General features: G+C 70.3%; 25 protein-coding genes. 7 read left to right on the top strand and 18 right to left on the bottom strand.

What is annotated here, in order from left to right; all coding sequences use genetic code 11:
• Positions 1–6: 6 nt before the first annotated feature.
• Together ACYVJS_RS10235 and ACYVJS_RS10230 are read right to left on the bottom strand one after the other, a co-directional pair.
• Positions 7–858 carry an endo alpha-1,4 polygalactosaminidase gene (locus tag ACYVJS_RS10235; RefSeq protein WP_460739832.1) on the bottom strand — a complete coding sequence of 284 codons (852 nt, stop codon included), beginning with the start codon at positions 856–858 and terminating at the stop codon, positions 7–9.
• Entirely contained in the window at positions 855–1,220 is a 366-nt protein-coding gene (locus ACYVJS_RS10230) for a response regulator transcription factor (protein WP_460739831.1), read from the bottom strand. The genes ACYVJS_RS10235 and ACYVJS_RS10230 overlap by 4 nt, the downstream gene beginning before the upstream one ends.
• 69 nt (positions 1,221–1,289) lie before the next feature.
• On the opposite strand from ACYVJS_RS10230, the gene ACYVJS_RS10225 reads away from it, so the two are divergent.
• A complete protein-coding gene (locus ACYVJS_RS10225) occupies positions 1,290–3,278 on the top strand; it encodes a sensor histidine kinase (protein ID WP_460739830.1) in 1,989 nt (662 codons plus the stop codon).
• Between the two features lie 322 nt (positions 3,279–3,600).
• On the opposite strand, the gene ACYVJS_RS10220 is transcribed toward ACYVJS_RS10225, so the two are convergent.
• The 4 genes from ACYVJS_RS10220 to ACYVJS_RS10205 all read right to left on the bottom strand — a co-directional run bounded on the left by ACYVJS_RS10220 (position 3,601) and on the right by ACYVJS_RS10205 (position 9,025).
• Positions 3,601–5,364, bottom strand: a complete 1,764-nt coding sequence (locus tag ACYVJS_RS10220) for a sensor histidine kinase (RefSeq protein WP_460739829.1) — start codon at positions 5,362–5,364, stop codon at positions 3,601–3,603.
• Positions 5,365–5,553: 189 nt separating this feature from the next.
• Positions 5,554–6,711 (bottom strand): cystathionine gamma-synthase, encoded by a 1,158-nt coding sequence (locus tag ACYVJS_RS10215; protein WP_460739828.1) that lies wholly within the window; start codon positions 6,709–6,711, stop codon positions 5,554–5,556.
• A complete protein-coding gene (locus ACYVJS_RS10210) occupies positions 6,708–7,718 on the bottom strand; it encodes a pyridoxal-phosphate dependent enzyme (RefSeq protein WP_460739827.1) in 1,011 nt (336 codons plus the stop codon). The genes ACYVJS_RS10215 and ACYVJS_RS10210 overlap by 4 nt, the downstream gene beginning before the upstream one ends.
• Positions 7,719–8,161: 443 nt before the next feature.
• Positions 8,162–9,025, bottom strand: a complete 864-nt coding sequence (locus tag ACYVJS_RS10205) for a sulfurtransferase (protein ID WP_460739826.1) — start codon at positions 9,023–9,025, stop codon at positions 8,162–8,164.
• Between the two features lie 145 nt (positions 9,026–9,170).
• Here ACYVJS_RS10205 and ACYVJS_RS10200 point away from each other — a divergent pair, with 145 nt between their 5' ends.
• Together ACYVJS_RS10200 and ACYVJS_RS10195 are read left to right on the top strand one after the other, a co-directional pair.
• A complete protein-coding gene (locus ACYVJS_RS10200) occupies positions 9,171–9,614 on the top strand; it encodes a MarR family winged helix-turn-helix transcriptional regulator (protein WP_460739825.1) in 444 nt (147 codons plus the stop codon).
• Between the two features lie 40 nt (positions 9,615–9,654).
• Positions 9,655–10,077 carry an organic hydroperoxide resistance protein gene (locus tag ACYVJS_RS10195; protein ID WP_460739824.1) on the top strand — a complete coding sequence of 141 codons (423 nt, stop codon included), beginning with the start codon at positions 9,655–9,657 and terminating at the stop codon, positions 10,075–10,077.
• A gap of 8 nt (positions 10,078–10,085) precedes the next feature.
• On the opposite strand, the gene ACYVJS_RS10190 is transcribed toward ACYVJS_RS10195, so the two are convergent.
• The 7 genes from ACYVJS_RS10190 to ACYVJS_RS10160 form a co-directional block, all read right to left on the bottom strand.
• The gene (locus ACYVJS_RS10190) at positions 10,086–10,757 is read right to left on the bottom strand and encodes a response regulator (protein ID WP_460739823.1); all 672 of its coding nucleotides are present in this window, start codon (positions 10,755–10,757) and stop codon (positions 10,086–10,088) included.
• On the bottom strand, positions 10,754–13,264 hold the full coding sequence (locus ACYVJS_RS10185) for an ATP-binding protein (protein ID WP_460739822.1): 2,511 nt from the start codon (positions 13,262–13,264) through the stop codon (positions 10,754–10,756). Before ACYVJS_RS10185 ends, ACYVJS_RS10190 begins: the two co-directional genes overlap by 4 nt.
• 235 nt (positions 13,265–13,499) lie before the next feature.
• On the bottom strand, positions 13,500–14,108 hold the full coding sequence (kdpC, locus tag ACYVJS_RS10180) for a potassium-transporting ATPase subunit KdpC (RefSeq protein ID WP_460739821.1): 609 nt from the start codon (positions 14,106–14,108) through the stop codon (positions 13,500–13,502).
• A gap of 21 nt (positions 14,109–14,129) precedes the next feature.
• A complete protein-coding gene (gene kdpB / locus ACYVJS_RS10175; RefSeq protein WP_460739885.1) occupies positions 14,130–16,298 on the bottom strand; it encodes a potassium-transporting ATPase subunit KdpB in 2,169 nt (722 codons plus the stop codon).
• A 2-nt stretch (positions 16,299–16,300) separates the two neighbouring features.
• Entirely contained in the window at positions 16,301–17,983 is a 1,683-nt protein-coding gene (gene kdpA / locus ACYVJS_RS10170) for a potassium-transporting ATPase subunit KdpA (RefSeq protein ID WP_460739820.1), read from the bottom strand.
• Positions 17,983–18,072, bottom strand: coding sequence for a potassium-transporting ATPase subunit F (locus ACYVJS_RS10165; RefSeq protein ID WP_137418923.1), 90 nt, complete (start codon positions 18,070–18,072; stop codon positions 17,983–17,985). Before ACYVJS_RS10165 ends, kdpA begins: the two co-directional genes overlap by 1 nt.
• A complete protein-coding gene (locus ACYVJS_RS10160) occupies positions 18,069–18,209 on the bottom strand; it encodes a hypothetical protein (protein ID WP_460739819.1) in 141 nt (46 codons plus the stop codon). The genes ACYVJS_RS10165 and ACYVJS_RS10160 overlap by 4 nt, the downstream gene beginning before the upstream one ends.
• Before the next feature lie 206 nt (positions 18,210–18,415).
• Between ACYVJS_RS10160 and ACYVJS_RS10155 the strand changes: the two genes are divergently transcribed.
• A complete protein-coding gene (locus ACYVJS_RS10155) occupies positions 18,416–18,733 on the top strand; it encodes a YbjQ family protein (protein WP_460739818.1) in 318 nt (105 codons plus the stop codon).
• Between the two features lie 4 nt (positions 18,734–18,737).
• Here the strand turns inward: ACYVJS_RS10155 and ACYVJS_RS10150 are convergent, their stop codons facing one another.
• Both ACYVJS_RS10150 and ACYVJS_RS10145 read right to left on the bottom strand, forming a co-directional pair.
• Complete coding sequence (locus tag ACYVJS_RS10150) at positions 18,738–18,977, bottom strand: hypothetical protein (protein WP_460739817.1); 240 nt, start codon at positions 18,975–18,977, stop codon at positions 18,738–18,740.
• A gap of 63 nt (positions 18,978–19,040) precedes the next feature.
• Positions 19,041–19,208, bottom strand: coding sequence for a hypothetical protein (locus ACYVJS_RS10145; protein ID WP_460739816.1), 168 nt, complete (start codon positions 19,206–19,208; stop codon positions 19,041–19,043).
• 69 nt (positions 19,209–19,277) lie between these two features.
• Here ACYVJS_RS10145 and ACYVJS_RS10140 point away from each other — a divergent pair, with 69 nt between their 5' ends.
• On the top strand, positions 19,278–19,601 hold the full coding sequence (locus ACYVJS_RS10140) for a DUF7882 family protein (RefSeq protein ID WP_234073662.1): 324 nt from the start codon (positions 19,278–19,280) through the stop codon (positions 19,599–19,601).
• Here the strand turns inward: ACYVJS_RS10140 and ACYVJS_RS10135 are convergent.
• Positions 19,570–20,028, bottom strand: a complete 459-nt coding sequence (locus ACYVJS_RS10135) for a MarR family winged helix-turn-helix transcriptional regulator (RefSeq protein ID WP_460739815.1) — start codon at positions 20,026–20,028, stop codon at positions 19,570–19,572. The genes ACYVJS_RS10140 and ACYVJS_RS10135 overlap by 32 nt on opposite strands.
• A 148-nt stretch (positions 20,029–20,176) precedes the next feature.
• Here ACYVJS_RS10135 and ACYVJS_RS10130 point away from each other — a divergent pair, with 148 nt between their 5' ends.
• A complete protein-coding gene (locus tag ACYVJS_RS10130) occupies positions 20,177–20,359 on the top strand; it encodes a hypothetical protein (protein WP_309733243.1) in 183 nt (60 codons plus the stop codon).
• Between the two features lie 11 nt (positions 20,360–20,370).
• Here ACYVJS_RS10130 and ACYVJS_RS10125 read toward each other — a convergent pair whose 3' ends face one another.
• Entirely contained in the window at positions 20,371–21,819 is a 1,449-nt protein-coding gene (locus ACYVJS_RS10125) for an MFS transporter (RefSeq protein WP_460739814.1), read from the bottom strand.
• Between the two features lie 127 nt (positions 21,820–21,946).
• Here ACYVJS_RS10125 and ACYVJS_RS10120 point away from each other — a divergent pair, with 127 nt between their 5' ends.
• Positions 21,947–22,498, top strand: coding sequence for an NUDIX hydrolase (locus ACYVJS_RS10120; protein ID WP_460739813.1), 552 nt, complete (start codon positions 21,947–21,949; stop codon positions 22,496–22,498).
• Between the two features lie 6 nt (positions 22,499–22,504).
• On the opposite strand, the gene ACYVJS_RS10115 is transcribed toward ACYVJS_RS10120, so the two are convergent.
• Positions 22,505–23,044 carry a YaeQ family protein gene (locus tag ACYVJS_RS10115; RefSeq protein WP_460739812.1) on the bottom strand — a complete coding sequence of 180 codons (540 nt, stop codon included), beginning with the start codon at positions 23,042–23,044 and terminating at the stop codon, positions 22,505–22,507.
• Positions 23,045–23,086 lie beyond the last annotated feature (42 nt).

Here is a 23,086-nt window from a genome sequence, read left to right as displayed (position 1 = left end):
GCCGCGTCAGCGCGGGCAGATCTCGAAGACGTAGTCCGCATCCCCCGGCATCGTGAGGTCGCGATCGCGCAGCACGAGGGATGCGGGCACCGCGGGGTCGGCGCAGAGCTCGTCGAACGGGCGGTCGGTCGCGTCGGTGTACTCGATCGCGACCACGGCGTCGCCGTAGACATCGGTGTAGGCCGCGCACTCGTCGTAGTACGCGCACTCCTCCACCACGGCGAAGTCGAAGCCGGCCTCGGCCCGCAGGCGCTCCGCATCCTCCGCCGCGTTCTTCTGACCCGCCGCGAGGCCCGCGCGATGCGCCCGTTCGACGAGCAGCGTCGCGAGGGCGAGGTTGTCGTCGGCGCTGAGGAGCCCCTCGGAACGAGTGTACGTGTCGAGGTTGTCGAACTCCACCGCCGCGTAGCCCGCCGCCGCACAGCCGTCGATCCACTCGCCGACGCGCGCCGCGATGGCCTGGCGACCGTCATCCGAACGGGTGTCGAGGAGCGCTTCGTCGGGCCAATCCGGGTCCATCAGGTCGGCATTGTTCTGCCGCAGGACCAGGTCGTCGGGCCACTCGTCGCGTTCGCTCGGCTGCGTCTGGAACGCGTTGAGATAGCAGATCGAGTACACCCCGGGCACAGGTTCGGCCGCGCGGTCGCGGGCGACGATCCCCACCCGCGGGTCCGGCGGATACGCGCCGCCGAGCTGATAGTCGACGGGCGTCGCCGCGGGCGGCCACCCCATCACCGAACCGGGACTCGGGCCCGCGGCCGGCTCGCTCGCGCACGCGACCGCGCCGGCCAGTGCGACAGCGAGTACGCCGGCGGCGAGCACCCGCACCGGCGCGAACGCGGCGCGGCAACGCGTCATGAGGCGAGCAGGGCACCCACCCGCGCGACGAGCTCGCGCGGCGAGAAGGGCTTCGTCATGAAGTCGTCGGCACCGGCGGAGAGCGCACGGGCGATGTCCTCGTCCTGCGCCCTGGCGGTGAGCATCATGATGCGGGTGTCGGCGAACGAGGCGTCACCACGGAGCTCGGCGCACACCTCCAAGCCGGTGCGGTGCGGCATCATCCAGTCGAGGATCACGAGGGAGGGATGCGCGTCGCGCGCTGCCACGAGGCCCTGCTCGCCGTCCGGTGCGACGGCGACCTCGTGCCCTGACGCTGCCAGGCGGTGCTGAATCAGCTGCGCCACATCGGAATCGTCTTCGACGACCAGAATGCTCGCCACGGCTGCCACCTCCTTGCAACCCTTGCCTCGTGTACGGGGCGGGCGCCGCCGAGAGGGTACGTTCACAGTATGAAGGCTGCGGCCCCGTTCGCGACACTCGGCACCCCGTCGAGGTCCGAATGGATCCCCCCGTGGTGGAGTTGGCCGATCGCCGCGATCGTCATCGCCGTCCTGGGCCTCACCGGGACGATCTTCACGCCTCCCGGAGGCGGCGCCGCCGCATGGTGGCCGGCCGCGGGCGCGTCAGCCCTCTTCGCGCTCCTCAATCCGCCGCGTCGCCGCGCGGCATCCGTGCTGCTCGTTCTCGTCGTGACGGTGATCCCCAACCTCATGTACGGCCGTTCGCTCGCGGTGTCGGTCGGCTATGCACTGGCGAACGCCACGGAGATCGCGGTTCTGCTGGCCGTGCTGGCGATCTGGGGCTACCGAGGATCCCGCGTGTTCGTGCTGCGCCGCACCCGCGAGGCGCTCGTGCTCGTCGTCGCCGGCCTCGCGGGCGCCCTCGTGGCCGCGCTTATCGCTGCGGCCACAGCCGCCCTGCTGGGCGGCGGTGACTTTTCGACAACGGCGCTGAGCGTTTTTCCCTCCCACGCAGCGGCCGTGCTTCTGATCGCCCCGTTCGCCTGCATCCCGCCCTCTTCCGGCCCAGTGGCCTTGCCGCGCTGGGAGGCGGTGCTGCAGCCCGCGCTGCTGCTCGGCGTGCTCGCGTTCGTCGCCTTTCCGCGCGTGGAGATCCCCCTCACGTTTCTGCCGTTCATGATCATCGCCTGGGGATGTCTGCGCCTGCCGTTCGTCATCGCCCTCATCGAGGCGCTGGCCGCGGGCGTCGCCATCCTCATGGTCACCCTGGTGGGGCGAGGGCCGTTCGCCCTCGGGCTCTCCCCGGCTGAGCGCGCGGTCACCGTCGAGATCTTCCTCATCGCGCTGGCAACGGTGTCCCTCCTGTTGCTCACCGCGCGGGCGGAGCAGCGTGAGGCGGCGCGGGTGGCAGCGCGCACCAGTTTCCTGCTCTCGGGCGGGCTGGTCGAGGCCGAGGTGGGCCTCGCCGTCGCGCGCCGCGACGGAGAGAGTACGCGTCTGCTGTGGGCGAATCCCGCTGCCCGATCGATGATCGCACTCGAGCTCGACGGCGACGACTGGAAAGGTCCCCTCGAGCAGGTCGCCCGCCACGCGAGCCGCGACGGCGTCGAGCGCGTGCACATCGACGGAGACACCTCGCTCCGCCTCGTGGCCAACCCGATCGAGAACGATCCCGGACTGTTCGCCGTGCAGCTGCTCGACGTGTCGAACACCGTCCGCATGATCCAGGCGCGCGCGGATGCGGAGCGTGAGCGTGCCGCGGCCACCGAACTGCGCGCCGATCTCAGCCGGCAGCGCGACGACTTCGTCTCGACCACGAGTCACGAGCTCCGGACGCCCTTGAGCAATGTGCTGGGCTACGCGGAGCTTCTCGAGGAGTCGCCCGCGCTGACTCCGCTCGAACGCGACTGGGTCGACCGCATCCGACGCAACGGCCTACGCCTGTCGGACCTCGTGGAAGATCTGCTGATGGTCGGCGGTGCCCACGCGACGCCCGTGAGCCCCGGCGAGCGGCGCACGCTCTCGGCCCGCTCCGTCGTGGCGGAGGTCGTCGCCGCGCACGGTGCCGCAGCCGATGAGAAGCGGCTGCGGCTCGAGATCGACATCGACGCCGGAACCAACGTGCACGGCGTTCCCGCCGACATCCATCGCTCCCTGACGGCTCTCCTGTCGAACGCGATCCTGTTCACACCGGCCGACGGCGACGTCCTCGTGCGCGTGCGCGACGACGGCGGGACCACCGAGTTCTCGATCAGCGACAGCGGGCCGGGCATGAGCGACGGTGACCGGGAGCGAGCGTTCGACCGGTTCTTCCGCGCCCCGGAGGCGGAGCAGTCCGGTACGCCCGGCGTCGGCCTCGGCCTGTCGATCGCGCAGCGACTCGCGCGACGCAACGGCGGGACACTCGAGCTCTTTTCGCCCGCATCCGGTGGACTGCGCGCGGTGCTCCGGCTGCCGGCGGCGGCTCAACCCGCCTGAGCGTCACACTCCCGCATCCGGCGTCTTGCGCAGCACCCTCTCGCGTCGCATCGTCTCGTGCGCGCCTCGTCCCGCGCCTGCGCGTCTCGCTGTCGCCTCCTGCGCGTCTCGCGATCGCCTCATGCGTGTCTCACTTATGCACGCAGATCCGCGCCCAGACGTGCACAACTGAGACACAAAACGCCCACACACCGCCGCAGGGCGGGACACACCACTCCCCCTGCGTGTCTCACTTATGCCCGAAAGTCAACGCCCCAGCGTGCACAAGTGAGACACGGAGATCGGGAACGGCAGGGATGCGGGCGCCGACGCGCGCAACGGCTCAGGCGGCGGGCAACGGCACGCGTGCCTCGAGCACGACATCGCGGCCCCGCTGGAACAGATGCGCGCCGCCCAGGTTGGCGATTCCTCGGCCCGCGGTGAGCGGCAACGCCGAGCCGAGCCGTCCCGGCGACGACACCTGCACGCGCAGCTCCGGGGCCGCATCCGGGTCGCCGTGGGTCACCTCGAGCGTCGCCCGCTTCGCACCCGAGTGCTTGACCGCGTTCAGGAAGCCCTCGCTCGCGATGTCGACGACCCGGCGCGTCACGTCCTCCCGCCCCAACGCGATCCGTGCGTCGGCATCGATGTCGCTCGAGATCTCCAGCACGTGCGACCACGTCTCGATCATCTGGGCGAGAGTATCCGAAGGCGCGACCGATGTCGGCACGGCGGACATCGGGGCCGTGCCCTCGATCTCCGCGAGGGCCAGCGCGATCGTCGCGGCGAAGGCGTCGAGTTCCTCCGTGGTCGCCGCGCGCTCGTCGACCGTCGCGGCGAACAGTACGCACCGCCCCTGCACCCTCCCGTGCAGCTGTTCGGCCGCGCTGCGCAGCTCGAGGCGCGCGCGCGTCGTGCGCGTCGCCACCGCATCCGTCTGCGCGGCCAGAGCGCGCGACAGCCGACGCGTCTGCACGATCGCACTGTGGATGGCATCGGAGGAGACACCGATGATGGCCGCGAGCAGAGGGAAGGCGAGGATCGGCACGAGCGCCGTCGGTAGAGTCTGCGGCGCCAGGAGGATCGCGGCCGACGAGAAGAGCACCCCGGTCGCGAACCAGGCGAACAGGATGGCGCCGCCGCGCGCCGTGGCCGAGCGTCGGCGCGACGAGCGACGGGCGACCGCGTCGGCCACGAAGCCGCAGGCGAAGACGAGCACGACGGCGAACAGAGCGAGCGCCATGGGCACCGTCGTCAGCGTGTACGGAAGGCTGCCGACCGCGTAGGCGATGCTGACGACGACCGGGCTCGGCGGGCGCAGCCGCGCCAGCAGCGGGCGCCGCGCAGGGGCGGGCACCTCCACGGGACCGGTCCCCGCGGGAATCTCCGACAGCGGTAGCGCCGCCTCGTCCTCCAGATCGTGGCTGACCGCGCGGACCGACTGCGAGAACGCGCTGACATCGTCGAAACCGGGACCTGTCGCCACGAGCTGCGTGAGTTCTGTGCGAAGCTTCGTGATCTGCTCGTGCAGCAGGATGCGGGCACGGCGCGCGTAGGCGTCGGCGCGGCGATCGGCCTCGTTCAGATCGGACAGCGCGACCCGCAGGCGCGCGCTCGCGTCGCGGGTGGCGTCGTAGGCCACCGTCGCCGTGGCGACGAGAGAGAGCACGATGAGCCAGATGACCACGTTCGTCGTGATGCGCTCGACCCAAGACCCCGTACTGGGCTCGTGCAGCAGCAGGAAGCCCGCGGCGTCGTTGAGCAGGGGGCGCACCGCCCCGACGGCGACCACCGCGGCGAGCACGAGCATGGCACGCCAGCGGCGGCGCCGTATCCGGCGTTCGGCCCACGCCACGGGTAGCACGAGCACGACCAGCACGGCCCAGACGAGAACCGAGATGCCGATGGCGGGCAGATACTCCACCGTCGAGCTCACGGACCGGTAGGCGCCGAGCACGGTCACCGCGATCAGGAGGGCGACGGCGGCGCTCCACTCGCTGAAGAAGCCACCGCTGGTGAGGGTGCCCCACCAGATCCGTGCCACGCGTCGCACACCGCCCACGGCGCCGCCTCCGCGCATCTCGGCGTACGCGCGGGCAGGGGTCATCGCCGGTTCCGTCCGGTCACGGCGTCGCTCGACGCATTCGACGACACGGAATTCGCGCGCACCATCGATCTCATAGATCCCCTCAGGCCGTCGGGTCGACCTGCTTTGCGCGACTACTGTACCCAGCCCCACGCCGGAACGGGCGTGACGCGGGGTCTTGCGTACGCGACCGCCAGGGGACGTGCGCGCTCAGATCGCGGCGAGCGCCGCATCCAGATCGGCGAGAAGATCCTCCGCGTCCTCGATGCCCACCGAGAGCCGCACGACTTCCACGGGCACTGCGAGCTCGGTCCCGCGCACCGACGCGTGGGTCATCGCGTCGGGGTAGTTCACGAGGGACTCGACACCCCCGAGCGACTCGGCGAGGGTGAACAGGCGCGTCGACTCGGCGAAGCGGCGGGCAGCGGCCTGGTCGGCGAGCGCCAGCGACACGATGCCGCCGAACCCGCTCATCTGACTGCGTGCGATGTCATGGCCGGGATGCGTCGACAGGCCCGGGTAGTAGACGGCTGCGACCCGCTCGTGGCCGGCGAGGAAGTCCGCGACGGCGGCGCCGTTCTCGCTGTGGCGCTGCATCCGTACCCCGAGGGTCTTGATGCCGCGCGTGGTCAGCCAGGCGTCGAACGGGCTCGAGACCGCGCCGACGGCGAACTGCAGGAAGCGCGCCGCCTCGGCGAGCTCCGCGTCGTTCGTGACGAGGGCGCCGCCCACGACGTCGGAGTGGCCGCCGAGGTACTTGGTCGTGGAGTGCACGACCACGTCCGCGCCGAGGGCGAGCGGCTGCTGCAGCGCGGGGGTGGCGAACGTGTTGTCGACCACGACCAGCGCGCCCGCCGCGTGTCCGAGGCGCGCGAGCCCCGCGATGTCGCTGACCTTCAGCAGAGGGTTGGAGGGCGTCTCGACCCAGAGGATGCGTGCCGGCCGCTCCTCGAGGGCGGTGGCGACCGCATCCAGATCGCTCATGTCGACCACGCGGAGCGTGACGCCCCACGGGCCGAGCACCCGGGCGAGCAACCGGTAGGTGCCGCCGTAGACGTCGCTGCCGAGGAGGACCTCGTCGCCCGGCTTCAGCACGGCGCGCAACAGCGCGTCCTCGGCGGCGAGTCCTGACGAGAACGACAGCGCGTGCTCGCCGTGCTCGATGGCGGCGAGCTGCGTCTCCAGGGCGGTGCGGGTGGGATTCCCGCTGCGGCCGTACTCGTAGCCGCCGCGAAGGCCGCCGATGCCGTCCTGGGCGAACGTGGTGCTCATGTGGATCGGCGGGATGACCGCACCGGTGGTGGGGTCGAAGTCCTGCCCGGCGTGGACCGCGAGACTGGCGAAGGCGCGGGCTGCGGGGTTGGTCATCGTTGTGCTCCTTCGTCGGTGCCTGCTTCGGCGAGCCGGCTCGTGGTCTGTTCGACGGCGAATCCGTGGTCGCTCATCCACGTGTCGTCGAAGATCTTGCTGAGGTAGCCGCGGCCGTGATCGGGCAGCACCACGACGACCACCGCATCGGCGGGGAGCTCCTGCGCGGCCCGGAGGGCGGCGACCACCGCCATCCCGCCCGATCCGCCCACGAGCAGGCCCTCCTCGCGAGCGAGGCGGCGCGTCATCGCGAAGGCCTCGGCGTCGTCCACGCGCTCGTAGCGGTCGACGACGGCGGGGTCGAAGGTGGCGGGCCAGAAGTCCTCGCCGACGCCCTCGACGAGGTAGCCGTGCAGGGGACCGCCGGAGTAGATCGATCCTTCGGGGTCGGCACCGATCACGGTGACGCGCCCCTCGGACGCCTGCTTGAGGAATCGGCCCGTGCCGCTGATCGTGCCGCCCGTGCCGATGCCTGCGACGAAGTGCGTGACGGCGCCGTCGGTGTCGGCCCAGATCTCCGGCCCCGTGGTCTCGAAGTGTCCGCGCGGGCCGTTCTGATTGGCGAACTGGTTCGGCTTGAACGCCCCGGGGATCTCCCGCGCCAGCCGGTCGGACACGCTGTAGTAGGAGTCCGGATGCTCGGGCGGAACCGAGGTGGGCGTCATCACGACCTCGGCGCCATAGGCCCGCAGCACCGCGACCTTCTCGCCGGCGAACTTGTCGGGGACGACGAAGATCATCCGGTAGCCGCGCTCGAGGGCGACCAGAGCGAGACCCACGCCGGTGTTGCCGCTGGTCGGCTCGACGATCGTTCCGCCGGGCTGCAGCAAGCCCTCCTGTTCCGCGGCGTCGATGATGTTCTTCGCGATGCGGTCCTTGGCGGAGCCGCCGGGGTTGAAGTACTCGACCTTGGCGAGCACCGTGGCGGCGATGCCGTCGGTGACGCGGTTGAGCTTGACGAGCGGGGTGTTGCCGACGAGCGCGGCGACGCTGGATGCGTAACGCATGGAGGTGTCCCTGGGTGCGGCGGGGTCCGGATGCGGGAGCCCGCGGGTTGTCGGAGGTTATCGGTGAGGGTGCGCGAGAGGGCGCACGGGATCACTCAGCGACAACAACGACAGGTAAGCACGCTGCGACCCTACCAGACCTCCACGTCGCTCCTCTGCCCTTCCCGCATCCACCGGTATCCGCGGGGATGGACCAGCCACATCCGTCGGCGTGCGCATCCGCATCCGCGTGTCCCAACCGTTCACGCCAAAGCACCCACCCGCGTGCACAAGTGAGACACGCAGCCATCCGCCCAACGAGCCCCGACCTCCGCGTCCCAACCGTTCACGCCAAAGCACCCACCCGCGTGCACAAGTGAGACGCGCATCGCCCCCCAGACACGCAGGCCCAGACACGCAGCACCCCAGAGCACACGCTCGACGGCGCGAGAGACGGAGCGGGGTCAGCGCGCGAAGACCTCGCCCCAGGGGGTGGGTCCGACGGCGATCGGACGTCCCGGGGTGCGCGACCAACGGCTCCAGCCGCCGGGGAACACCCGCGCGTCGATCCCCGCGGCGGCGAGCGCGAGAGCGCTGTGTGCCGAGGCGATCCCGGAGCCGCACATCACGACGAGTTCGGCGGATGCGTCGACACCCGCATCCGCGAGCGTCCGCTGCACCTCGGCGGCAGGTCGCAGCCGCCCGTCGGCCTGCATGTGGGCGAGGGTGGGCACGTTGATCGCGCCGGGGATGTGACCGGCCGCGGGATCGGCGGTGGGAGCGAGTCCCCGGTAGTGCTGCGGTGCACGCGCGTCGATCAGTGCGCCGCGCTGCGGGGCGCCCGCCGCGGCCTCGATCGAGGCGATGCCGGGATCGGTGTCGACGAGCCGGACGTTCCCCGGCTCCGGACGCACATCGCCGCCCTCCAGCAGCCCGCCGGATCCGATCCATGCGCGCAATCCGCCGTCCAGCACGCGTACATCGACGCCTCGGCGGCGCAGCAGCCACCAGGCACGCGCCGCCGCAACGCCGTCGTTGTCGTCATAAGCCACGACGAGATCCCCCGCATCCACTCCCCACGCCCGCGCGGAACGTTCCAGGTCCGCGAGCGTCGGCAGCGGATGCCGGCCCTCCTCCGGATGTCCGGGACGCGCGAGCTCGCGCTCGAGGTCGACGTAGACGGCACCGGGCAGGTGCCCGGCGAGGTAGGCCGGGCGCCCCTCGGGCAGGTCGAGCCGCCAGCGCACGTCGAGCAGCCGCACGGCGCGCCGAGCGGCTGCGAGGGCGTCGCGCAGGTCGTGGGGGCCGATGACGGGTGGGGACGTCATACCGCGAGCCTGCACGCCCGGCATCCGGCATTCACGGCCCGCCGCAACAGCACGTCACCCGACGTCACACCCCGTCACAGATCGTCGCCATCGTTGACATGTCGCTTGAATTGCGCACAACTCAATTGCGTGCAATGCTTTTGGCATGACGGAGACGACCGGACCGGCGCTGGATCGGATGCTGTGCTTCTCGCTGTACTCGGCGAGCAGGGCGACGACCCAGGTGTACCGCCGTCTGCTCGAACCGTGGCAGCTCACCTACCCGCAGTACCTCGTGCTCGTCGAGCTCTGGGACCGCGGGCCGCGCACCGTCAGCCAGCTCGGCGAGGGCCTCGGCCTGGACTCGGGCACGCTGTCGCCGCTTCTCAAGCGCCTCGAGAAGGCGGGCCTCGTCACCCGCACCCGCGAGGGCGATGACGGGCGCGTCGTGACGGTCGCACCGACCGAGCGCGGCACGGCCCTGCGTGCCGAGATGTCCGAGCTGCCCTCCCAGATGTGGAACTGCTACGGACTCGAGCCGGATGCCGCCCGCGCGCTGCTGACGGCACTCCACTCGCTCACGGACACGTTGCACGCCGACGCCGACTGAGCCCGAAGAACCCCCGAAGAATCAACGAAAGGTATCCCCCATGGACATCCTCTACACCGCAGAGGCCCTCGCCACCGGAGACGGCCGCAACGGCCATGTCGCCACGAGCGACGGACTCCTCGACGCCGACGTGCGCGTTCCGAAGGAGATGGGCGGCGCGGGCGGCGCGCTGAACCCCGAGCTGCTGTTCGCCGCCGGCTACTCGGCCTGTTTCCACAGCGCTCTGCTGTCCGTCGCCCGGATGCAAAAGGTCGCGATCCACGACACGAGCGTCGGCGCGCGCGTCGGCATCGGCCCCAACGGCCAGGGCGGCTTCCAGCTGGCCGTCGAGCTCGAGGTCGTCATCCCCGACCTCCCGGCCGATCAGGCGCAGGCCCTCGCCGACGCCGCCCACCAGGTCTGCCCCTACTCCAACGCCACCCGCGGCAACATCGAGGTCACGGTCCGCGTCGTCGAGGACTGACGCCCTCCTCAGAGCTGGAGGCGGTATCCCATTCCGGTCTCGGTGAGCAGATGCACCGGGCTGGCGGGGTCCGCCTCCAGCTTCTTGCGCAGCTGAGACATGTAGAGGCGCAGATACCCCGAGTCGTTGACGTTCTCGCTCGCCCAGATCTCCTTCAGCAGACTCTGGCGCGTCACGAGGGCTCCCGGATGCCGTGCGAGGAACTCCAGCATCCGCCACTCCGTGGGGGTCAGGTGCACCCGGGCTCCCCCGCGGGTGACGGTCTTCGTCGCCAGATCCAGCTCGATGTCCCCGAAGCGCACGACAGGATCGTCGACGGATGCGGCGGCTCGCCGCCCGAGCGCCCGCAGGCGTGCCAGCAGCTCGTCGATCTGGAACGGCTTCGTCACATAATCGTCAGCACCCGCATCCAGGGCGTCCACCTTGTCGGCGGAACCGGTGCGGCCGGAGACGACGATGATGGGCGCCTTCGTCCACCCGCGCAGCGCCTCGATCACCTGCACCCCGTCGAGGTGCGGCATACCGAGATCGAGCAGCACGATGTCGGGATGCGACTGCGCCGCCAGCGTGATCGCCGCCGCGCCGTCCGCGGCCGCCACCACGTCGTAGCCGTGCGCGGCGAGGGTGATCCGCAGCGCTCGCACGAGCTGCGGATCGTCGTCCGCGACCAAGATCTTCACGAGCCCATCCTCCCCTCGGATGCCGCGTCCGCGGGCCATAGCGGCAGCGAGACCACCATGGTGAGCCCCCCGCCGGGGGTGTCCTCCGCGGTGAGCGTGCCACCCATGCCCTCCGTGAAGCCGCGAGACAGCGCGAGACCGAGGCCGAGGCCGACCGTGTTGTCGGTGTCGCCGAGTCGCTGGAAGGGCGCGAACATGTCGTCCCGACGCTCGACCGGCACGCCCTGGCCGCGGTCGACGATGCGGATCTCGGCCCGTTCGCCGAGGCTGCTGGTTCCCACCCGCACCCGCGCGTCCGGCGGCGAATGGCGCGCGGCGTTGGCGAGCACATTCACGATGACCCGTTGCAGCAGCACGGGGTCGGCCGCGATCGCGGGCAGCGCCGGGTCGAGCGCGAGTTCGACCCGATCGGGACCGAGCCCCAGTTCGTCGAGGGCGGCGAGGACGGAGCCGGCGGCATCCACCGGTGCGAGCGCGACCGCGAGCACGCCGGCTTCGACGCGACTCACGTCGAGCAGGTCGGTCACGAGCGTCGACAGGGTCGCGAGGCTCTCCTCGGCGGTGTCGAGCAGCTCGCGCCGATCGGCGGGAGTCATGTGCGCTCCCGCGGCACGGAGGCCGCCGATGGCCGCGACCGCCGCAGCCAGAGGCCGGCGGAGGTCGTGGCTGACCGCGGACAGCAGCGCGGTGCGCACTTGGTCGGTGGCGGCGAGCGCGTCGACCTCACGGGCTGCCGCCGACAGGTCGGTGTGCTCGAGGGCGGCGGCGAGCTGCGCGACGATCACGTCCAGCAGGCGGCGGGTCGACGCATCCGGATCGGGTCCGTGCAGCTCGAGCACCGCCTCACCGACGGGGAGCGTCGTGAAGTCACCGCCGCGCACCGGCTCGCCGTCGGTAGCGATGACCGCTCCGTCGGCGGCGATCAGGCGGACCCCCGCGAGGCCGAACGCCTCGCGGGTACGGGTGATGAGGGCGGGCACGGCGCTCTCGCCGCGCAGCACGGATCCGGCCACGGTGGCCAGCAGCTCCGACTCCGCGGCGGCGCGTTCCGCGCGGCGGGTGCGGCGGGCTGCCTGATCGACGATGTAGCTGACGAGGATCGCGATCACGACGTAGAGCCCGAGGGCGAGCGCGTGCAACGGATGCGCGATCGACACGGTGAAGGTCGGCGCGACGAACAGGAAGTCCAGCGTCAACCCGGACAGGACCGCGGCGAACAGCGCCGGCCAGATGCCGCCCACGAGCGCGACCACCACCACGAGCAGCTGGAAGGCGAGCACGTCGGAGGTGATCGACTCGTCGCTGCGGAAGGTGAACAGCAAGGCGGACAACAGCGGGCCGGCGGTCAGGGCGATCACGAAGCCGAGGATGCGGCGCTTCACGCTCAGCGCCCCGCGCTGCACCGAGGGCAGCCGCATCCTTCCGCCGGCGGCGGCATGGCTCACGATGTGCACATCGATGTCGCCCGAGAGCCGGATGACCGTGGCACCGATGCCGGGGCCGGTGACGGCGGCGGTCCACCGGGAGCGGCGGCTGACACCGATGACGAGCTGGCTCGCGTTGACCGAGCGCGCGAAGTCAACGAGGGCGCGCGGGACGTCGTCGCCGACGAGCTGGTGGTACGTGCCGCCGAGGGATTCGACCAGCGCGCGCTGCTGCGCGAGCGCACCCGGCGTCGCACGGCGCAGCCCCTCGGCGCTGGACACGTGCACCGCCAGCAGTTCGCCGCCGGCCGAGCGCGCCGCGATCCGCGCGCCGCGACGCAGCAGCGTCTCGCCCTCCGGACCGCCCGTGAGCGCGACGACCACGCGCTCGCGCGTCTGCCAGGTGCCGCGGATGCCGTTCGCGCTGCGGTAGTCGTTGAGGGCGCTGTCGACCTCGTCGGCGAGCCACAGCAGCGCGAGCTCGCGCAGCGCCGTGAGGTTGCCGAGCCGGAAGTAGTTGGACAGCGCCGCATCCACGCGTTCGGCGGGATAGACGAGTCCTGCCGACAGGCGGTCGCGCAGCGACTGCGGTGCCAGGTCGACCACCTCGATCTGGTCGGCACCGCGCACCACCGTGTCGGGCACGGTCTCGCGTTGCGCCACGCCCGTGATCTGCTCCACCACATCGCCGAGCGAGGCGATGTGCTGCACATTGACCGTGGTGATCACGTCGATGCCCGCCGCGAGCACCTCTTCGACGTCCTGCCAGCGCTTCTCGTTTCGCGAGCCCGGGGCGTTCGTGTGGGCGAGCTCGTCGATCAGGGCGACGTCGGGATGCCGCTCGATGACCGCATCCACGTCCATCTCGTCGAGCTCGACGCCCCGGTGCGCCCACCGCCGCCGCGGGATCTGCGCGAGCGCCTCGGCCTGCTGCGCGGTGGCTGCCCGACCGTGGGTCTCGACGACGGCGATGACGACGTCGTCGCCCTCCTGGGCGAGCCTTGCTCCCTCGCGCAACATCTGGAACGTCTTACCGACGCCCGGCGCCGCACCCAGCAGCACGCGCAGCTTCCCGCGCTTCATGCCCTCACCCTAATGTCCGCCGGCATAGCCCGCTGATCTCCCCCGCGCTCGCTGGTTCTGACACTCCTCGGCTCGGACTCGCTCGGTGAAGAGCCGCTTCCCCTGTCGCAGATCGAGCCGTGGCTGTCGATCTGTGACAGGCGAGCAACACCACCACCCGCTCGCCTGTCCCAGATCGAGCCGCACGCGTCGATCTGTGACAGGCGAGCAGGGGTGAGGAGCGCGCGCGGCCGGGTCACTGCTTCAGGGCATCGAGTGCGAGATTCAGTTCGAGCACATCCACCCGCGGCTCGCCCAGGTAGCCGAGATCGGGACCGGCGGTGTGCGCGGCCACGAGCCGGCGCACCTGCGCCTCATCCAGCCCGCGTGCGCGGGCGACGCGGGCCACCTGCAGATCGGCATAAGCAGGGCTGATGTGCGGGTCGAGTCCGGACCCGGATGCGGTGAGCGCATCGACCGGCACGGATGCGGGATCGACGCCCTCGAGCTCGGCGACCGCCTGGCGGCGCTCGGCGATCGAGTCGAGCAGGTCGGGGTTCTCGGGACCGAGGTTGGAGCCGGACGACGCCGCCCCGTCGTAGCCGTCGCCCGCAGCGGAGGGCCGCGACTGGAAGTACTGCGGGAGGGCTGCGCCGTCGGCATCCGTGAACGACTGGCCGATCAGGGCGCTGCCGACGACGGTGCCCGCGGCGTCCGTCACGAGCGAGCCGTTGGCCTGCGCGGGCAGCGCGAGCTGGCCGACGCCCGTGATGAGCGCGGTGTAGCCGACACCGAGGACGAGGGTCGCCGCGAGCAGGGTGCGCACGGCGACGCCGGACTGGCGGAGGGCGGAACGAAGGGACATGGTCTCGTCTCCAAAGAGGGCTCAGAAGCCCGGGATGAGGCTCACGACGAGGTCGATGAGCTTGATGCCGAGGAACGGGGCGATCACGCCGCCGAGTCCGTAGATGAGGAGGTTGCGCGTCAGCACCTGCGACGCGGAGGCGGGGCGGTACTTCACACCGCGCAGCGCGAGCGGGATGAGGAAGACGATCACGATCGCGTTGAAGATGATCGCGCTCGTGACCGCGGATGCGGGCGAGCTGAGCTGCATGATGTTCAGCGCCGCCAGCCCGGGGAAGACCCCCATGAACATCGCCGGGATGATCGCGAAGTACTTCGCGATGTCGTTCGCCAGCGAGAACGTGGTGAGCGCACCGCGGGTGATGAGCAGCTGCTTGCCGATGCGGACGATGTCGATCAGCTTGGTGGGGTCGCTGTCGAGGTCGACCATGTTGCCCGCCTCCTTCGCCGCCGATGTTCCCGTGTTCATCGCGACGCCCACATCCGCCTGCGCGAGAGCGGGCGCGTCGTTCGTGCCGTCACCGGTCATAGCGACGAGGTTGCCGCCGGCCTGCTCCTTGCGGATGAGCGCCAGCTTGTCCTCGGGAGTCGCCTCGGCGAGGTAGTCGTCGACACCGGCCTCGGCGGCGATCGCCCGGGCGGTGAGCGGGTTGTCGCCCGTGATCATCACGGTGCGGATGCCCATGGCCCGCAGCTCGTCAAAGCGCTCACGGAGGCCCTCCTTGACGATGTCCTTGAGGTGGATGACACCCAGGATGCGGCTACCCGTCGCATCCGCCACGGCGACGACGAGCGGGGTTCCGCCGGCGGACGAGATCGCCTCGACCTCGCTCGTCAGTTGCGCCCTGGTCGCCGTGGCAATGGCGCTCCCCTCCGACTCCACCCACGCGATGATCGCGGAGCCGGCGCCCTTGCGGATACGGGTGCCGTCGGGAAGGTCGAGCCCGCTCATCCGGGTCTGCGCGGTGAAGGGCACGACGACCGCACCCTCGGGCTCTGCGGCGTCGATGCCCTGCGCGCGGGCGAGGTCGACGACCGAGGTGCCTTCGGGAGTCGGGTCGGCGAGCGAGGAGAGCGCAGCCGTCCGGGCCAGCTCTTCGGCCCCGACCTGCGGTAGCGCGACGAACGCGGTGGCGCGGCGGTTGCCGTAGGTGATCGTGCCGGTCTTGTCCAGCAGCAGCGTCGTGACATCGCCCGCCGCTTCGACGGCACGCCCCGACATCGCGAGCACGTTGCGCTGCACGAGACGGTCCATGCCGGCGATGCCGATGGCCGAGAGGAGAGCGCCGATCGTGGTGGGGATGAGACAGACGAGCAGCGCCACGAGCACCGGCACCGAGACGGGGGCTGCGGCGTATGACGCGATCGGGTTCAGCGTCAGCACGACGACCACGAAGACGATCGACAGGCTCGCCAGCAGGATGTTGAGGGCGATCTCGTTGGGCGTCTTCTGGCGCGACGCGCCCTCGACGAGCGCGATCATCCGGTCGACGAAGGTCTCGCCGGGGCGGGAGGTGATGCGCACGACGATGCGGTCGCTGAGTACCCGCGTGCCGCCGGTGACGGCGCTGCGGTCGCCCCCGGATTCGCGCACGACCGGCGCCGACTCGCCCGTGATGGCCGACTCGTCCACGGTCGCGATGCCCCACACGATGTCACCGTCGCCGGGGATGAGCTCGCCCGCCAACACCACGACGACATCGCCGAGAGTCAGCTCGCTCGAGGCGACCTCGGTCGTCGCCGTCTTCTCGGCCGCGCGGTCGCGCTCGGGGTCGTAGGCGGGCAGGCGCCGGGCCATCGTGCTCGTGCGCGTCGAGCGCAGCGCCTGCGCCTGCGCCTTGCCGCGCCCCTCCGCGACGGCCTCGGCGAGGTTCGCGAAGATCACGGTCAGCCAGAGCCAGAGGGCGATGCCCCACGTGAAGCCGAACGGCACGGCCGAGCCGCCCGTGCTCTCGGGGCCGCCGAGGAAGGGTTCCGCGATCGCGATGACGGTCGTGAGCGCGGCGCCGACCCACACGAGGAACATGACGGGGTTGCGCCACAGGGCTGCCGGGTTGAGCTTGGCGAGCGCGCCGGGCAGCGCCTCGGCGATCTGCGCCGCGCCGAACGCGCGACGGGCACCGTGCGCGGCATCGGAGGGTGCAGACTCGGCCGGCCGGACGAGATCGGGGGATGCGGGAAGTCGGGACATGGTCACAGAAGCCCTTCCGCCAGGGGACCCAGCGTGAGAACGGGGAAATAGGTGAGTGCGGTGATCAGCACACTTACGACCACGAGGAGGCCGACGAACTGCGGTCGGTGGGTCGGCAGGGTGCCGGAGGTGCCGGGAACGCGCTCCTGCGCGGCGAGCGAGCCCGCGAGGGCCAGCACCAGCACGATCGGGACGAAGCGTCCGAGCAGCATGACGACGCCGAGCGCGGTGTTGAGCCACGGGGTGTTCGCGGTGAGGCCGGCGAACGCGGAGCCGTTGTTGTTGGCCGCCGAGGTGAACGCGTAGAGCACCTCGCTGAAGCCGTGCAGTCCGGGATTGAGGATGGAGGTGGACGCGATGTCGTCGCGCACGCCCGGCAGCGCGAAGCTCAACGCGGTGCCGGCGAGCACGAGCACAGGTGTCACGAGGATGTACAGGCTCGCGAGCTTGATCTCGCTGGGACCGATCTTCTTGCCGAGGTACTCGGGCGTGCGTCCTACGAGCAGGCCGCCGATGAACACCGCGATCACAGCGAGGATCAGCATCCCGTACAGACCCGACCCGACACCGCCGGGCGCGACCTCGCCGAGCATCATGTTGATCATGGTCATGGCACCGCCGCCCGCGGTGAATGAATCGTGCATCGAGTCGACCGCTCCCGTGGAGGTGACGGTCGTCGAGGTGGCGAACAGGGTGGACGCCCAGATGCCGAATCGGGTCTCCTTGCCCTCCATCGCCCCTCCCGCCAGCTGCGGCGCGCTGCCGAAGCCCTGCAGTTCGAACCACGTGAGCAACGAGAGCGAGACGGCGAACAGGGTCCCCATCACTGCGAGGATCGCGTAGCCCTGACGGTTGTCGCCCACCATCCGGCCGAAGGCACGAGGCAGCGAGACGGGGATCACGAGCATGAGGAAGATCTCGAAGAGATTGGTCCACGGTGTCGGGTTCTCGAAGGGATGCGCGGAGTTGGCGTTGAAGAAGCCGCCGCCGTTCGTGCCGAGCTCCTTGATCGCCTCCTGCGAGGCGACGGGGCCGCCGGGCAGGTTCTGCACCGCACCGCCGATGGTGTCGACGGGGGTGAAGCCCGCGACGTTCTGCACGACACCGCCGACGATGAGCACGATGGCCGCGACGATCGCGAGGGGCAGCAGGATGCGGCCGACACCGCGCACCAGGTCGACCCAGAAGTTGCCGATCGTTCCGGAGCCGCGCCGCGCGAAGCCGCGCACCAGCGCGATGGCGACCGCGAGCCCGACGGCCGCCGAGAGGAAGTTCTGCACGGCCAGCCCCGCGAACTGCACGGTGTAGCCGAGGGTGGCCTCGGGGGAGTACGACTGCCAGTTCGTGTTGGTGACGAAGGAGACGGCGGTGTTGAACGCGAGTGGCTCCGGCACCGCAGGAAGGCCCAGCGCGTACGGGAGGAACTGCTGCGTGCGTTGCAGGAGGTAGACGAGCAGCACGCCAGCCGCGGAGAAGATCAGGACGCCGCGCGCGTAGGCCTGCCAGCTCTGCTCCGCGTCCGCGTCGACGCCGATGACGCGGTAGACGCCGCGTTCGATCCGCGCGTGCCGGGGAGAGGTGAAGACGAAGGCGATGAGATCGCCGAGGGGCCTGTAGGCGAGGCCCAGTGCCAGCAGCAGCGTCGCGATCTGGAGGATGCCGAAGGTGATCGATTCCGCATCCATCAGAACTTCTCCGGGCGCACGAGCGCGATCACGAGATACACGACGGCAGCGACAGCCAGCGCCGCGGCGACGAGGGAGATGACGATCATGCGCGCTCGCTCCGGGTGGTGGCGGCGTGGCGGGTCGACGCGCGGTCGCCCGCTTGCAGGGCGTCGACCCCCTTCAGCACGAGGGCGACGAGCGCGAACAGCGCGAGCGTCGCGAGAACGTAGACGAGATCGAGCACGGAACTCTCCAGGGGACAAGGCCGCGCAGCCTGCGCGGGCACCCCACTCGGGGCACTCGTCGATCGAACGCCCTGGGTGGGGCCCATCCCGTCGTCCTTACGGAATCCGAACGGTCGGCGTTCGGATCCTCACGCACTCCTCATCCCGGTGCGCGTCTCGTCGACACCCCTGTCGGGGCGGGACGGCGTGCCCTAGGGTGTGGCGCATGATCATCGTCACGACGAACGACATCCCCGGTCGAACGATCACCGAGGTGCACGGCGAGGTCTTCGGCCTCACCGTGCGCTCGCGCCACATCGGCTCGAACATCGGCGCCTCGTTCAAGGCTCTCGCCGGCGGCGAGCTGAAGGGCATCACCGAGCTGCTGCAGGAGACCCGCGCCGAGGCACTGTCGCGCCTGGCTGCGGAGGCGCAGCAGAAAGGCGCCAACGCCGTCGTCGCGTTCCGGTTCGAGACGAACGACTACGGCGACACCGGGGGCGTGGAGGTCTGTGCCTACGGCACCGCCGTGACGATCGCCTGACGCGTCAGAGGATCGCGTCGGCGTACGCCGCCGCCTCGAGCACCGCCTTGGCGTCGTCGATGCTGCCGAAGACACCTCGGCAGGTGCCGAGACCGTCGACGGCTTCGAAGCCGTTCGCCTTCTCTGTGACGGTGCCGACGAACGCGGACGCGGTGCTGGCGACGTGGAGTCCGTCTTCGACCTGCACCCACAGCGCCCGCGGAGCCGCGTCGGGCACCTGCTGGATCATCGTGTGAGCTTCCACATCCGAGAGTCTGCGTCGCACCTGCGACATCCGACTGCCCCTGGCAGGGAAGCAGGCGATCTGCTAGTCACGGGATGCACAAGAGGAGGCGTCATCGCCCTGCTCGGCCTGGGGGTCACTGCCCTCATCGTGGATGTCGCGCTCGGCCGCACGGCCGGCGCGATAACCCTCGTCGTCGGCGCGGCGCTCGTGATCGGGCTCTGGGTCGTCCTGCGCCACCGGCTCCGACACCACACCCAAAGTAGTTAAGCTAGTTAAACTAGAATTAGTTAAGCGTCCACCCGGGGTTACCTTTGGACAATGGGCCAATTGCTTTACGACGGCGGTAGCCAGTCTTTCGACATCGACGACCGAGCCCTCGCACACCTGCGCCTCGTCTTCATGAACAAACTGCGCCGCGGCGAGCCGTTCCTGCTGCACCTGGCCGACACGAGCGGCATCGGCACCCGCAGCCTCTGGGTGCACCCCGGCATCTCCCTGGTGTTCGCCTTCTACGGCAGCCGCAATCCGGCCCTCAACCGGGAGTGGCTCGACGCCATGATGGCCGAGGCCAATGGGCCCCACGGCTTGACGCTGTCTCCGGAGCCGGCGGTCAGCGACACTCCGCATCGACAGCCTGCGTGATCTTCTCCATCAACTGAACCACCGCCGCCGACGTCTCCGGGTCGAGCTCCGCGACCGCCTCGCGGATGCGGGCGCCCACCGGATCGAGCTCATCGATGTCGGTGTCGCGGTCGAAGGGCACGACGAGCTTGCTGCGGCGATCATCGGGATTGATGCGGAAGGTGGCGAGCCCGCCGGCGTGGAGTTTGTCGAGGATGCCGCTGACCGCCGCGGGCGAGACACCGAGATGCTCCGCGATGTCGCCGGGGGTGAGGTCCTCCCCCGCATCCGCCCGTTCGAGGATGAGACGCATCGCGGCGCGCGCGTTCTCGCTCGGACCGCAGGCGGTCTGGCGGCGACGGCTGAGGCTCGCTTCAGCGAGCCTCAGCCGTTCGATGGCGGAGACCGCCGGATCGATGGTGCGTTCCTCTGCCGTGCTGCCCGCCATGTCACTCCACTCACAGGTTAACTACTAGTCTGTCTAGCGAACATCCTCGCCGACCGGCGGGACGACCACAACCCGGGGGCCGAGACCGACGACGCGGTTTCGCGCAACCCCTCGGCACCCTGATATCGCCGCGCGCTATCCTGCCGGGATGTACATGCTGGACGGCGGACCCCGAGCCGGGCAGCTCGTGGACGACCTCCCCGAAGGCTACGCGCTCGGAGACACGCGCTCCCCTGCTGCCGTCGTGCTCGTCGGCGACATCCCTGCTGCGCGCGCGTCCTGGCGCGACAGCTTCCCGCGCCTGCGCGCCCTGCGTCGCCAGGACGGCTGAGCCCCCTCGGGTCACGAGCGCTGCTCGTCCTTCGCGTCGACCAGCGAGAGCGGATCGGCGATGTCCTCAAGGGATTTGCCTGCGGCGCTGACCCCGAAGATGCCGCACACCACGCCGCCGAGGATCATCACCGCGGAGCCGAGCACATAGCCCCAGAAAAGCGGCCCGCGATCCGATCCGTCCCCGATGAGGGCTCCGTAGAGCGCGGGCGCCGCTGCTCCGACGAGCTGACCGATCGAGAACACGTAGGAGATCACCTGGCTGCGCAGCTCCAGCGGGAAGATCTCGCTCACCGTGAGATATGCCGCCGAGGCCCCAGCGGAGGCGAAGAAGAACGATGCGCACCAGAAGATCGTGTGCGTCACCGCGTCCAGGGCACCGACGTGGAACAAGAAGGCGCTGACCAGCAAGATGAGCCCGGCGAGCACATAGGTGCCGAACAGCATCCGTCGCCGACCCCAGGTATCGAAGAAGTGCCCCAGCACGAGCGCACCGGCGAGGTTGCCCAGGGCGAAGACGATGAAGTACTGCGACGCGGATGCGGGCGGGACGTCGTAAAAGTTCTCGAGCACGAGCGCGTAGGTGAAGAAGATCGCGTTGTACAGGAACGACTGCGTCACCATCATCGTCACCCCGACCAGGGTGCGCCGCGGGTACTGGCGGAAGAGCACCTTCGCGATCACGAGGAACGGCACGCGTCCGTACTCCTTCACGACGATCGCCTTGCTCTCATCGACCGGCGGGATCTCCTTACCCTCCTTGCGGATGCGCTCCTCGATCTCGTCGACACCGCGCTCGGCCTCCTCCTCGCGCCCGTGCGTCATCTGCCAGCGCGGGCTCTCCGGGATGTGGCGGCGCAGCCAAATGATGAGGATGCCCAGCACGGGTCCCACGAAGAAGCTCAGCCGCCAGCCGAGGTCCTCCGCGAAGATGTCCTGGTTCAAGAAGAAGGAGCTGGCCACGGCACCGAGCGCCGCGCCGCCCCAGTAGGTGCCGTTGATCGCGATGTCGACGCGTCCGCGGTACTTCGCCGGGATGATCTCGTCGATGGCCGAGTTGATCGCGGCGTATTCGCCGCCGATGCCCGCGCCGGCGACGAAGCGCCAGATGTAGAAGAACCAGGGGGCGAAGGCGAGGCCGGCGACCGCGCTGCCGACGAGGTAGATCGCGAGGGAGATGAGGAAGAGGTTCTTGCGCCCGAGCTTGTCGGTCAGGCGTCCGAACACGAGGGCGCCGGTCACCTGCCCCAGCAGGTAGAAGGTGGCCGCCAGCCCCACTTCGAACGAGCCCATGCCGAGGGTGGCGGCGTAACCGGTCGCCGCGACGATCTGCACTTCGAGTCCGTCGAGGATCCAGGAGAAGCCCAGGCCCACGACGATCATCCAATGGAATCTCGACCACGGCAGGCGATCCATGCGGGCGGGAACGAGGGATCTGATCTCGGTGGGCTGCAGCGACATGACTCACTCCTTCCGCAGGCGGCACCGCTGCCCCTGCCGCCGATATTCCTACTCCCGCTCCGCACACGGCGGCGGAACCTTGACCCCGGCGGCGCGGAGGGCTAAGCGCATCGCCTACCGTCGAAGGATGAGCGCGCTCCTCGCATCCGTCACCGCCGCCGTCGACGACTGGCGCACCCGCGACGAGGCGGAGGCGACGACGCGCGCGGACTTCGCCGCAGCGCTGCGTGATCACGGCCAGGCGGCCCTGGAGCGCTCGGGCCCGCCGACGCACGTCACGGCGAGCGCCTTCGTGTTCGACGAGGACGCCGCGCACGTGCTGCTGTGCTTCCATGGCAAGGGCAGATTCTGGGTGCAGCCCGGCGGGCACCTGGAGGCGGGCGACACCTCCGTGGAAGGTGCCGCGCTGCGCGAGTTGCAGGAGGAGACCGGGGTGTCTCCCGCGCTGCTGGACGGCATCGCGGTGGCGGATCTGGACCATCACGCACTCGGCGGCGGGTTCGGCCGGTGCGCGTCGCACCTCGACATCGGCGTCGTGGGCCGCATTTCGGACCTCGCCGTTCCCCTCGTCGTCAGCGACGAATCGGATGCGGTCGCGTGGTGGCCGGTGACGGCACTGCCGTCGGACTCGGCACCGGGTCTCGCCGATCGGCTGGCCCGGGTGCTCGCGGCCCGCTGAGCGGCGTTACTGCGCGGGCTGCGCGATGACCTCTGCGTCGACGGCAGTGCCGTTCAGCTCGAGATAGAGGCGGGACTCCACCACGGAGACCGTCGCGGTGTTGCGGCGCTCGAGGGCGGGACGAGCCTCGTCGATGAACCCCGGCGTGAAGCTGACCAGGCGGATCGCATCGCCCCGGTGGATCTTCTTGCCATCCCACTGCGCGGCGACCTTCGCCGGATCACGGTGGGTGTAGACCGCCACCCGGCCGGCGAGCTTACTTCCGAAGTGCAGCCGCGCCGCATCCGGAGCACCCACCTCGATCCATGCGGTGATCGCACCCGTCGCGTCCCGCACGAGCACCGCGGGCTCCTCGGCCTGCGAGATCCCCTCGCTGAAGGCGATGCCTTCCTCGTATTCCAGGCAGAACGCGAGCACGCGGGTCAGCATGAACGCATCCGTCTCGGAAGGGTGGCGCGCCGCCCGCACCGTGAACTGCTCGTAGACCCCGCGGTCCACATCCGACAGCGTCACATCGAACGTGTACATCGTCGCGCCGGCAGCCATAACCCTCGAGCCTACGCGGTGGTCGGGCCGCCGCCGAGCGCG

This window comes from Microbacterium neimengense, assembly GCF_054782995.1.
This window is presented reverse-complemented; position numbering and strand designations above follow the sequence as displayed.